Here is a 12,598-nt window from a genome sequence, read left to right on the forward strand (position 1 = left end):
TATTGCTACATCTCGATGCCCCTCGACTTGCATGTGTTAAGCCTGTAGCTAGCGTTCATCCTGAGCCAGGATCAAACTCTTCATTGTAAAAGTATTGTTTTTGAGTTTGTAGTTGAAAGTTTATAGTTTAAAGGAAACCTCGAAACTAAAAACTGAAAACTAAAAACTTAAATTAGCTCTGTTCAGGATACCGTAAATCTATAAGATCTACACCTATATTTATAGGTTGACGGTTTAAATTTTCCAATCAAAACTGATTGGCTTGTACTACTTGTTGTTATGTAAATATTTCAAAGAACTCTCGTTTAACTTTCCGTCTCTCGGAAAGCGGATGCAAAGATATTGGGTTTTATTTTATCTACCAAATTTTTCGAAACTTTTTTTCTAAAAATCTTTTGTTCCAGTAAATCAAACTTCCTTTTTCTTTGCGAATCGGACTGCAAAGATAAGCTATAAGATCCTTATCTTCCAAATAAAAGCTGAATTATTTTCACTTTACCAGCCAACATTTTTCCATCCGGAGGCTTCATACCACTTCAACGTCTTATAATAAGCATGCACATCTCCCTGATCTTTAGGAACATACATAGAAATTCCTGCCGCACCTGCCATATTCCAAGATCCACCTATACGATTAACCAAATTAGTCTTTGTAGTCCGAAAATAAATCTGCGTTTTATCTAATTGCTCTTTCCAAGCTTCATAGTTGGCATCTTTTTCTGTCTGTTGAGCTATAAATTTCTCCAGGTCGTAATAGTAATACCGCGGAGTGTTTGTATATCCATAATAGAATAAGGACGAAACAGAAACCAATTCACCTTCGGATACATTATTAGATATAATACTTCGGGTTATTTCGGCAAGCATTTCAAGCTCAGATGTTTTAACCACTGAAATAGAAACACCAAATGTCCATTCCGGCGTATTTATTATCTCTCCATTATCACGACCATAATATTCGTAATATGCACGACCAATATTCTCGGCATAATTCTCACTATTGGCAAACATTGCGGGAATCACCTTCTGATAAGGAGCCCCGGGACCGGGAATCTCTGTTGGAGAAGCTATTATATAATCGGCACAATCTTTCAATTCGTACAATACCTCTATAGCTTGCATGTAACAGGCATCAAACAGAATAAAATCTAAATGCGGAAAACTCATCACAGCATCGCGCAAATCGGGTATATTCATATTAGTCCCTCTATAATCTCCCCAATGGCGAGTAGAAACGTTTGAAGCTTCTATCCATCCTTCAGCATGAGAAGCCAGTATCAGTCCATAACTTTTAGCGGGATAATCAGTCACCACTCTATTAATTACGCCTTTCATTATCTCTTTATCTAAAGGATTTTGCTCAGGATAAGTAATAATCGTATCAGCTACAATTTTATCATTTAGCTTGGTTACCCGAATCAAACGAGGCACATCATACCTTGTTTCAATGTATACCAAAAGATTATTCTTCTCTACATCAACATTTGCCATACCTTCCACCATTTCATTAAAGTCGCGAATGGCGTAGCTCGACAAATCGTTACCAGGTTTATTATCTGCCACCCAATATGCTAAAACCGTACGCTCTTCGCCCGGAGGCAAGGGCTTGGGAGTATTATCATGATCTTTATCACATCCTGTCAGCAAGAACGCTAATCCTATAAATAGAGAACTAATATATTTCTTCATAATTAAGTTTTAAATTATTATTCTTCCGGCTTCTTAAAAGAGAATGCATCTATTGCTATCTCTTTCAATACCACTTTTCTTTTCTTATATTTATTAAGTATGTTAGCTTTTTCTTTAGCAAGTTTGTTTTTATCTTCGGAAAAGTAAATCATGCAAGTTCTGTTTCTCTCTCCTTTTTGATATTCCAAATAGTTCTTTAACTGATAGCTATAAAGATCTCTCTGTGGCAGAAAGCCTTTTTTCAGTGTTACACTATCAAGTACCTGAATTTCCGTACAATAAACTACGGTATCGGTAAATGAGTCGGAAAATCCAAAAGCGTAGACAGTTTTTTGTTTCTTCAGGGAAAAGGCAGACAAGGCAACAAATGCCACCAAAAGTATTAAAGCAGATTTTATTAACTTCATATTTACTTCTTTTATCAGATTTATAAAATACAAAGATAATTATTTGATTGATAATGCCATACCCTCAACCTATTAAAGAATCATATATAAAAAGAAGAACCGGCTTATCCTATCAACAGATAAACCGGTTTTCTAATTTCTTTTTATTAAAGATGTCGGAAATCAATATTCTTATTTACCCTAAATAAGATTTGAGCAATTTGCTACGATTACTTTGTCTTAATCTTCTAATAGCTTTTTCTTTAATCTGGCGAACGCGCTCACGTGTGAGGCCAAACTTATCGCCGATTTCTTCTAATGTCATTTCTTGTTGTCCGATACCAAAAAACATTTGGATAATGTCTTTTTCCCTATCGGTTAACGTAGAAAGAGCTCTATCAATTTCCCTCGCAAGTGATTCATTAACCAGAGAGCGATCCGCCATAGGAGAATCGTCATTAATCAACACATCCAGCAGACTATTGTCTTCTCCTTCTACAAAAGGTGCATCTACAGAAATGTGACGTCCGGACACTTTCAGCGTATCCGAGATTTTGTCCACCGGTATATCCAGTTCATCTGCCAATTCTTCAGGAGATGGGCGACGCTCATTTTCCTGCTCAAATTTAGAGAAGGCTTTGCTGATTTTGTTCAGCGAACCCACCTGATTCAATGGAAGACGAACAATTCTGGATTGCTCTGCCAATGCTTGTAGAATAGACTGACGAATCCACCAAACCGCATAACTGATAAACTTAAACCCACGTGTTTCGTCGAATTTCTCTGCCGCCTTAATCAGCCCTAAATTACCCTCATTAATTAAGTCGGGCAAACTCAAACCTTGGTTTTGGTACTGCTTAGCAACAGACACAACGAAACGCAAATTGGCGCGTGTTAGTTTTTCAAGTGCTACACGGTCACCCTTGCGGATGCGTTGAGCGAGCTCTACTTCTTCCTCCACAGTAATTAAATCTTCGCGACCTATTTCCTGTAGATACTTGTCAAGAGAAGCGCTCTCTCTGTTAGTGATACTTTTAGTAATCTTTAGTTGTCTCATTCTTAAAAACAGATTTGGAGTGCAAAGTTACGACATTTTCTTGGTTAATACGCAAAAATGGCTTAACTTTTTTCCGTTATACATTATAGAAACAAAAAAGAGTGCCGACATGTTGCACGCCGACACTCCATTTTTGTTTCCTTAATTTTATTTAGTCTTCTTACCTTATTCAAAACACAGAGACACAAAGACACAAAGTAATAAAACGACTGTGGATTAATAATTATGACCTCTGTGCCTTTGTGCCTCTGTGTTCATTGACTTATCTTATTCTTCGCTTAAGTCTATCGCAAAATAAGCACGTTTACCGGAGGGGAACATTCCCGAAATAAACAATACTTGATCAGGGGTTCTTCTTGCTTCTTTCAATACTTCTTCCAAATCGCTAACAGCACGAACTGTTTTCTGATTGGCTTTCAGAATGATGAAGCCTTTTCTGACACCTGCATCTTGCATTTTTCCGTTGGTAACACCTGTTACTTCTATTCCTGCGGAAAGATTTAATTGCTTTTTAGTGTCGGCTGAAAGTTCTTTAAATGCTGCCCCCAGAATTTCCATTCCGGCTTGTTTTATCACTTTGGTAGTACCTTGTTCGTTCTTCAAAGTAACTTCTACTGTCTTTTCTTTTTTGTCACGGATTAGTTTCACTTTTACTTTATCACCCGGACGATGTCTGGCCAGCGCTTCCTGCAAGTCGGCAAAATTTCTGATAGTCTTACCATCGATGCCTACAATCACATCATTTTCTTTGATGTCGGCACTGGCTGCTGAGCCACCCTCTACTATTTCTGCTACCCAAACTCCGTCAACAACTCCGAGGTCTTTTTCTTTTGCCTTCTCTTCATCCGGTATTTCGCTATCACCAATAGAGCGTCCTCTAATACCTAATAATGCACGTTGCACAGTACCATATTGTTTTAAATCGGCAATAATTTTCGTCATAATACTGGTTGGAATAGCAAATCCGTAACCTGCATAAGCTCCTGTAGGAGAAGATAGTACGGCATTAATACCTATCAGTTCACCTTTGGCATTTACAAGGGCTCCCCCACTGTTTCCTTTATTGATGGCAGCATCGGTTTGAATGAACGATTCTACACCTCCACTGTATACTCCCAATGAACGAGCTTTGGCACTTACAATACCTGCGGTTACTGTAGAGGTAAGGTTAAACGGATTACCTACGGCAAGCACCCACTCTCCTACTTTCAACGCATCGGAGTCTCCTACCGGGATAGTAGGAAAATCATCTCCTTCTATTTTCACTAAAGCCAAATCGGTACTTGGATCGGTTCCTATTACACGACCTTTGAATTCGCGATTATCATTCAACTTCACGCTAATTTCATCGGCTCCTTCAATTACGTGGTTATTGGTCACCACATAACCGTCTTTGGAGATAATTACACCCGATCCGAATCCAACCCGAGGTTGAGATTGTACTTGCCTTTGCCGTCCGGAAGGATCACCAAAGAAAAAGTCAAAGATATCCGGCGCCTGTTGTACAGTTCTTGTTTTCGAAAGTTCAGTCGATTTAATATGCACTACAGCATGCACCGAATTTTCGGCAGCCAAAGTGAAGTCAACCGGTTGGGCAGCCATGGCATCAAACGCTGCCAATTTCACATTCGAATTCTGTTTAAACACATCATCATAAGAAGCCTCAACTTGCTGATCCTGAGACGGCTTCAACATAGTATATGTAGTTAATCCGGCAACAGCCGAACTAAACAAGGCAATTGCTGCTACAATGAAGATGTTTTTAGTTGTCTGTTTCATATTTCAATCCTTATTAAATTGTTAATATCCTATTTCATTTTAACATTCTGACGTTAAAATAACAACAAAAAACGTTCACTTATTCACCTTGTCACTCTTTTTTGGTCTCTTTTAACAAGCAAGTAGGGTAGCTTAACAGGGGTTAACGACAGCGCCTGACAAATTTACATTCGTTGTGACAGCCTAAACGTTAACAGAATTTTCTGCGGAATATCTGTCATAAATAGCGCCCCAAAAAGAAGGCTTCTTTTAAGATCAATGAATTATTCTTTCGATCCAGATGAGGTGTTCTTTCAGTGCCAAAGAAATATCATTTGCCTGAACACATTTTCATCAACAACAACTTTTCTTTTCCTACTACTGCTGTAGTAGTTTTCTTTTGTTTTATCTTCTTTTCTTTTGTTATAGCGAATTGTAACGGACCCTATAATTTTCGGGCATCAATTTTAATGATTTTTTCCTTGAAAACAGTGAAATATATCCCTTTCCATCGCATTTTTTATTCACTTAGATAAAAGAATTTGAAATTGTTAAAAAGCGTTTCACGGCATTCATTCTACAGTGAAGCCACCATTATCATACAATGAACTGGCATTTATTTACCAACTTTCACCCATTATTCTACAGGAATAATCCGCTTAATCTTCCCGTCTTCCTCAAACTCTATTTTGTCTATACATACTTCCCGATGAAAGCCTGCCGCACGCCCCATCTTTATTCCATTGGGTTTAGAAAAGCGGTGATATACAATATACCATTCATCTTTCCCTGGTATTTGGAGTACTGAATTATGTCCGGTTCCGTAAATACCTTTTTCCGGGTTCTTGGCTATCACGATGTTGTCTTTCGGTATTTCTATCGGGCCAAATGGTGATGTAGCTGTGCCGTAACGAACTTTGTAGTTCTCGCTGCGGGTATCATCTTCCGACCACAGAAAATAATAAATGCCGTTTCGGTAAAAGACTTCAATCGCCTCACGGAATGTTCTATCGGGCGTCATTACTTTCAGCGTATTCTTTTTGATAGATACCATGTCTTTGTTCAATTCTGCCATTGCCATGTAGCCATTCCCCCAATATAAGTAGCTTTTGCCGGTTTTAGGGTCGGTAAATATGTCCGGGTCAATCTCTTGTCCTCTGTTTATCCCTTCCGGCTTAAAGTCGATTAAGGGTTTTCCTGAGTCGACGAAAGGCCCCGTAGGATTATCGGATACAGCTACTCCTATTTTCTGTGCTGCGGTAAAGTAATAGTAATATTTATACTTTCCCTTCACTTTCTTTTCTGTGATACAGGGTGCCCAGGCATGGCGATCGGCCCATGATACATCTTTCTTTAAGTCAAGGATTACGCCTTCATCCTTCCAGTCCGTCAGATTATCCGAGGAGAATGTTTTGAAATAATAACCACCCCAGCCATCAAATCCGTCGCTGGTAGGATACATATAGTATTTCCCGTTTTTATGAGAGTAGATAATCTCCGGATCGGCATAATAACCGGTAAGTACAGGGTTCTTTGGGGGAGTAAAGGTAAATCCTTCGGGAATGCCCCATTTGTTGGTCAGCGTTCTTAATTCTTTGGCGGTTATGGGAATAATGGTTCCATGACGGGGATGAAAATTCATGGAAATCTGTGCATCCACTACCTCAAAAGTATCCAGATCTACGCTTTTAGTAAACTGATAGGTACCTTTCCTATAAACATCGTACATTAATATATAAGCATCCGTATTGATAAGCTTGAACACGCACGATCCTTCTACAGACTCATTGGTACATTGTTTATATCCGGGTTGCTCTATCCATACACCGGAGGTTAAATTATCCGTCATTGCCTTTTTAATTCCGTTGCCATGGCCTTCGGTTTTATAGAATATATGGAAGATTCCATTCTTATATATAATGTCTCCGTCGATACATGATTTTCCGTTCTTAGGGAAGAAAAGTTGCTTGGGTTCTCCTTCCAAATCGGTAAATTCTTCGTTAGCATAAGCATAATAAATAATATCCGGATTGTCTCCATGCTTCATTGACCAATAAATCATGTATTTGCCCGCATCAGGGTCATAGATTGTTTGGGGTGCCCATACCCGTTTCAGATCTTCTTGTCCGGCATATTTATGTTGGATATTCACCACGCTGGATGTCCAGTTAACCAAATCATTCGATTTAAGTAAAACCATGGCGCGATTAGAATTCCACCCTTTGGAGGAAGTCATATCGGTGAGCACCATATAAAAGGTTTTACCGTCTTGTCCGCGTAAGATATGCGGATCTCGTACTCCTCCGGTCGAGCTGATATCTTTGGAGTTAATGATTGGGGTATTATTATTTAAAGCAAAATAATTATATCCATCTGCACTGATGGCATAATGTACTTGTTCGTCTTCTACTTTATTTCCGGTGAAATAGGCGAAAAGGTAAGCTACATAATCCTTCTCGACCAGAGCTGGGGGTGTCTGTTGGGCACTCAATGAATTTCCGGCAACTAAAGACAGGATAAGTGATACGAATATAATCTTTACTACTTTCATTTTTTTGTATTATTATTTTTGATTCTATAAATGATGAATGAATAGGCAGGTAGTTCTCCTTTACACAGGTCATCCATAGTGCAAGTGCTCTCTATGGGTTTGGCTCTCCTGTCGCTTGGTTCACCTTGCAACACATATTTCATGATGGTGGCATTCGATGTTACTTCGGGTAAACTGAGTGTAGGTTTAACAGCTACTGGTAGTAGATTTACCATCTTAATAATAACATCTCCGGTTTTACTGTCGTGTACTGCCGATATGGCAACGCGTTTTCTCACTGCTTCGTTTTGATTCGACAATTCGACTTTGCAGGGTATATAAGAATCACCGGAATGTTGTCCGTATAGTTTTTGTACATAATAGCCGACTGTAGGTTTTACTTCTGTATTATTAAAGTAGATCAAGTCCGGATTCCATTGGGTATATCCTTCCTTAGCCAGTAAAGGAGCATAAGAAGTCATGGATACAACATCGCCATTGCGCTCTAACGTAGTTAAATACAATGCTTCGGTCAGGGCAGTCTCGATGTTCACAGGACGTCCCGGTAAATGAGCGGCATACTCGCCTAAATATACTTTAGACTTGTTGCGATCGTATCTATCGTAGTAATCCTGATTGTGAATAAACCAACCGGGCGGCTGATAGTAGTGCTCGTCGACCATCGGAACGCCAAGTTTTGTGGCTATATCCCAACCTTCTACATAATCGGTACCTTCGGAGAATGGTCCAACAGTTCCAATTACAACGATTTCGGGGTATTTCTCTTTAACGGCGTTATAGATCATAGTGAAACGTTCTTCGAATATATCGGTTATCAGGTCTTCGTTTCCTACTCCCACATATTTAAGATTGAATGGTTTAGGATGTCCTGCTTCGGCGCGCAGTTTACCCCATTTGGTCTTTACATCGCCATTAGCCCATTCAATCAGGTCGAGCACTTCTTGTACGTAATCATCCATTTCGCACATCGGAATACCACCTTGCTGACCATTGCCTCCGATGGATGAATTCTGGCAAGGAACTCCTGCAGCAACTACAGGTACAGGTTCGGCGCCGATGTCTTCACAAAACTGAAAGTATTCAAAATAACCCAATCCGGCAGTTTGATGATAGTTCCAGATATTTCGCTGAGATTTCCGAGCTTCCAATGGACCAACAGTATTTTTCCAGCGATACATATTTTCTAATCCGTTGCCATGCGCTACGCACCCACCGGGGAAACGAACAAAGCGGGGTTTCATATCGGCAAGTACCTGCGCGAGATCTTCTCGTAGTCCGTTCCGACGTCCTTTAAAGGTCTTTTGCGGAAACAATGAGATCATATCTAAAGCAACCGTCCCTGCGAATTGGGGCAGGATTTCGAGGTGGGCATTTGTTACCGTTGTTTTTGAAGTAAGTGTTATTTCCTGCTTTTTCCAGTTGACAGATGAAGTATTGACAGACGATTGGGCACAAATATTACCTTCACCATCTACCAAACGAATTATAAATTTCCCTCCTTTTCCATTCAGCACACGACTAAACAAAGAGAAGTAATATTTATCACCGGTTTTAAGCGGAATGCCGTTAAAACCTTCGTTTGTTAAAGCCGCACCGACCTGAGTGATTTCCAATTTAGCGTAATGTTTATTATTAGGGTGAAGTGGAGCAACAGTATCAATAGTAAATAAGGTTTTATCTCCCTTCAGTGCCCACGATTTAGAATGATCCCATGTATTGTCACGCCCTTGCTTATCGCTCAGATCGTATTCAAAGCCACGGTTCTGAATCAATTCGGCATACAAGCCACCATCGGCAGCATAGTTAATATCTTCAAAGAAGATACCAATCAACAAATCGCTGATCTTTTTCTTATTGGCAGCATCCATAGTTATTGATGCATCAACGGGCTTCAAAGAAGCAAAACGAATAGGGTCTTCCTTTGTCGTTTCAGCATAAAGTTTGCTCTTGTAGGCAGCCAGTTGTTGAGCTTTGATGAGGTTATCAATCACCTTCCAACTTACTTTATGAATAGTTCCGGTATAAAACCGATCGAAAACAGTACCGCCGATTCGTTGGTTCCAACGAGAAAGCTCATTGCCTTTTTGCGGAGAAGAGAATGTTTTGAAGTCGGTTGTTGTGGCACAGTAAATTTCATCTTTACCGCTTTTATTGCTTATCCAGGATAAAAGGTATTCGTTTGAGGCTCTGTATTTATTGGGGAAGTTACTCACTTCAATGGCCATGCAATTATTATCCGGCATCAACTCCGGGTAAGATTGCCTGCTCCAGTTCACTAAATCAGTAGAGGTAGCGTATGCAATAACTCCATCTTGTTCGTTAAGTGTCCAAACACAATGCCAAAGTTGGTCATTCCCCCTAAACAATACAGGAGAGATCATCCGTTTATCCCTTCCCCAAGCACCATAATCGGATTTCAGGAAGCTGTGTTCGGGACCAATAGGATGCCAATCATCTTCACTTATATCGGTACTCCAAGCGAAATGAAGTCCGTTGTGATTTCCGTTTTTATCGGTTGCGTATGCAAACACGTATGCGGAATCGGGTTCGTTCGCGTATGCTAAAGAGCATACTTGTGCTGCTAAAAAGGTCAATAGGTATAAGATATTCTTTTTCATTTTCATAGCTATCTATTATCTTAAATTAGTATAGCTGCAAAAGTAAGTTTTATCCATAAAGCCTAACACCAATTTTCGGTCAAAATAGGGATAAGAATGTGTCATTCTCCTTTTAGAACCAACCTTCGGCAATGAATTGACGCCCCTGACTAATAAAGGATGTTATTCTCTCTCTATATTCAGATGCAGCCATAGAGATTCTTTTACCGGCCGTTTCTTCTTCCACTCCATACACTACAATAGGTGTTTGCCATTGCATACCGGCAACTAAAGCCATTACCTGATAGGGTCTTAAGATTTCATCTATTGTAAAACGGTTCTTGCCCCCTGTACGATAAGATTCGTAATCCGAACCGGCAGTAGTAACCACCATAAAAGGTTTCCCTGCAATAGATGGCGTTTTTGATAGAAAGGTAAGTACTTCATCCTGCCATCTCTTCATCATAAAGGGAGCAGACATCCACTGAAGGGGAAACTGAAATATAAGTGCCGATGCATCGGATAGGAAACGACTCCAAGCATCTACATCAAATTCTTCTTTATGCTTTTCGTATAAATCATAAACGATTACTCCATCCATTTCTTTAACTGTATCAAGCAGTTCCTTATTCGCCTTCGATTCGTTCAGTTTAGGGTGAGCAACAAGCACAACCACTTTTCCTTGTTCATTCATAAATTACCAATTTTATTTAAACTCTTCTTTTAACAGATAAACATTTGCTCTATAAAATATGTTTAATCATTAAGAGCCTTTTAAAATTTTCCACAGAATAATTATTATAGGATGCTTTCGTTTTTTCTTTAGTACTCTTTTTGTCTGTTTCTTCTCTTTTTGCGGTTCAAATAGCCCGCTATTATCACCTTAAAAAGAAAACAAACAGCCTAAAAACAGCACTAAATAAAAGAACGAGCAAAATTTAAACAGACTCTAAGAAAAATATCCTTTTAACTTAAAAGCCAAATTCAATGGAAGAGAAAAAACTAACCGCAGCCAATGGTCGCCCCATTGCTGACAATCAGAACACGCAAACGGTAGGTCCTCGCGGACAAGTATTAATGCAAGACCCCTGGTTTATGGAAAAGCTGGGGCAATTCGATCGGGAAGTTATTCCGGAAAGGCGTATGCATGCCAAAGGGTCAGGTGCTTTCGGTACTTTCACTGTTACCCACGACATTACCAAGTACACCCGAGCTTCCCTATTTAAAGAAGTCGGAAAGAAAACAGATTGTTTTGTACGATTCTCCACCGTAGCCGGTGAAAGAGGAGCCGCCGATGCAGAACGCGATATCCGCGGCTTTGCCATGAAGTTTTATACCGACGAAGGAAACTGGGATTTAGTTGGTAACAATACGCCAGTGTTTTTCTTACGTGATCCCCTTAAATTCCCGGATCTGAATCATGCTATCAAACGAGATCCGAAGACCAATATGCGAAGCGCCAACAATAACTGGGATTTCTGGACGCTACTTCCGGAAGCTCTTCATCAGATTACTATCACCATGAGCCCGAGAGGTATTCCTTATTCTTATCGCCATATACACGGATACGGAAGCCATACCTATAGTTTTTACAATGACAAGAATGAACGCATCTGGGTTAAATTCCACATAAGAACTCAGCAAGGTATTAAAAATATAACCGATCAGGAAGCAGAATCCATTATTGCCAAAGATCGTGAATCGCACCAAAGAGATTTATTCACTTCCATCGAAAAAGGTGATTTCCCACGTTGGACCATGTATATACAGGTAATGACAGTGGAAGAAGCCGACAAACGAGAAATGAATCCGTTTGATTTAACCAAAGTATGGTCGCAAAAAGAATATCCTCTTATTGAAGTAGGTGTATTAGAATTAAACAGAAACCCCGAAAATTACTTTGCAGATGTAGAGCAAGCAGCTTTCAATCCGCTAAACGTTGTGGAAGGAATTGGTTTCTCTCCCGACAAGATGCTGCAAGGACGTTTATTCTCTTACGGTGATGCACAACGTTATCGGTTAGGAGTAAATCACTACTCCATTCCGGTGAATAAACCCAGATGCCCGTTCCATGCTTATCACCGCGATGGACAAATGCGCGTAGATGGTAACTATGGAGCAGCGAAAGGGTATGAACCCAATAGTTATGGAGAATGGAAAGACTCACCCGAATTGAAAGAGCCTCCATATAAAGCTCATGGTGATATTTTCAACTATAATGAGCGCGAATATGATAATGATTATTACACTCAACCCGGAGATTTGTGGAGGTTAATGTCTCCCGAAGATCAACAAACTACGTGCGAGAATACAGCCCGAGCCATGGGAGATTCTGAATTGTTTATTAAGCAAAGGCATACTCGCAATTGCTATAGAGCAGACCGAGAGTATGGAATAGGAGTAGCTAAGGCACTGGGAATTGATTTGGAAGAGGCGTTGATGGCGACGAGATAAAAGAGAAGCCCGATTTCTTTACATATAAAGTACTAAAAAAAGAAGAGCTCCGAACTATTTAATCCGGAGCTCCCTTTAACAAATGTTATTCTATTACTATTGGGCT

8 protein-coding genes are annotated in these 12,598 nt (G+C 39.8%); 1 reads left to right on the plus strand and 7 read right to left on the minus strand.

The genetic code is table 11. The annotated features are described in order from the left end of the window. Window positions 1-495: 495 nt before the first annotated feature. From D0T60_RS17015 to D0T60_RS17045, 7 genes are all read right to left on the minus strand, one after another. Window positions 496-1,689 (minus strand): clostripain-related cysteine peptidase, encoded by a 1,194-nt coding sequence (locus D0T60_RS17015; protein ID WP_163219415.1) that lies wholly within the window; start codon window positions 1,687-1,689, stop codon window positions 496-498. A gap of 17 nt (window positions 1,690-1,706) precedes the next feature. Beyond that, on the minus strand, window positions 1,707-2,096 hold the full coding sequence (locus D0T60_RS17020; RefSeq protein ID WP_163219417.1) for a hypothetical protein: 390 nt from the start codon (window positions 2,094-2,096) through the stop codon (window positions 1,707-1,709). 175 nt (window positions 2,097-2,271) lie between these two features. Continuing rightward, window positions 2,272-3,132, minus strand: coding sequence for an RNA polymerase sigma factor RpoD/SigA (locus D0T60_RS17025; RefSeq protein WP_163219419.1), 861 nt, complete (start codon window positions 3,130-3,132; stop codon window positions 2,272-2,274). Window positions 3,133-3,399: 267 nt separating this feature from the next. Beyond that, window positions 3,400-4,911: a Do family serine endopeptidase gene (locus tag D0T60_RS17030; RefSeq protein WP_163219421.1), complete on the minus strand. Its 1,512-nt coding sequence runs from the start codon at window positions 4,909-4,911 to the stop codon at window positions 3,400-3,402. Between the two features lie 616 nt (window positions 4,912-5,527). Then, on the minus strand, window positions 5,528-7,441 hold the full coding sequence (locus D0T60_RS17035) for a family 43 glycosylhydrolase (RefSeq protein WP_163219423.1): 1,914 nt from the start codon (window positions 7,439-7,441) through the stop codon (window positions 5,528-5,530). Beyond that, window positions 7,438-10,059 carry an alpha-L-arabinofuranosidase C-terminal domain-containing protein gene (locus D0T60_RS17040; protein WP_163219424.1) on the minus strand — a complete coding sequence of 874 codons (2,622 nt, stop codon included), beginning with the start codon at window positions 10,057-10,059 and terminating at the stop codon, window positions 7,438-7,440. Before D0T60_RS17040 ends, D0T60_RS17035 begins: the two co-directional genes overlap by 4 nt. Before the next feature lie 112 nt (window positions 10,060-10,171). Continuing rightward, on the minus strand, window positions 10,172-10,732 hold the full coding sequence (locus D0T60_RS17045) for an NAD(P)H-dependent oxidoreductase (protein WP_163219426.1): 561 nt from the start codon (window positions 10,730-10,732) through the stop codon (window positions 10,172-10,174). A 293-nt stretch (window positions 10,733-11,025) separates the two neighbouring features. Between D0T60_RS17045 and D0T60_RS17050 the strand changes: the two genes are divergently transcribed. Next, window positions 11,026-12,492, plus strand: coding sequence for a catalase (locus D0T60_RS17050; protein WP_163219428.1), 1,467 nt, complete (start codon window positions 11,026-11,028; stop codon window positions 12,490-12,492). Window positions 12,493-12,598: the final 106 nt, after the last annotated feature.

The sequence above is a fragment of the Bacteroides sp. 224 genome (assembly GCF_010500995.1).
GTDB lineage: Bacteria > Bacteroidota > Bacteroidia > Bacteroidales > Bacteroidaceae > Bacteroides.

Coding starts and splice junctions, on each gene's coding strand:
- D0T60_RS17045 (WP_163219426.1), bottom strand. CDS start 10,732: ATGAATGAACAAGGAAAAGTGGTTGTGCTTGTTGCTCACCCTAAACTG.
- D0T60_RS17015 (WP_163219415.1), bottom strand. CDS start 1,689: ATGAAGAAATATATTAGTTCTCTATTTATAGGATTAGCGTTCTTGCTG.
- D0T60_RS17050 (WP_163219428.1), top strand. CDS start 11,026: ATGGAAGAGAAAAAACTAACCGCAGCCAATGGTCGCCCCATTGCTGAC.
- D0T60_RS17020 (WP_163219417.1), bottom strand. CDS start 2,096: ATGAAGTTAATAAAATCTGCTTTAATACTTTTGGTGGCATTTGTTGCC.
- D0T60_RS17030 (WP_163219421.1), bottom strand. CDS start 4,911: ATGAAACAGACAACTAAAAACATCTTCATTGTAGCAGCAATTGCCTTG.
- D0T60_RS17040 (WP_163219424.1), bottom strand. CDS start 10,059: ATGAAAAAGAATATCTTATACCTATTGACCTTTTTAGCAGCACAAGTA.
- D0T60_RS17025 (WP_163219419.1), bottom strand. CDS start 3,132: ATGAGACAACTAAAGATTACTAAAAGTATCACTAACAGAGAGAGCGCT.
- D0T60_RS17035 (WP_163219423.1), bottom strand. CDS start 7,441: ATGAAAGTAGTAAAGATTATATTCGTATCACTTATCCTGTCTTTAGTT.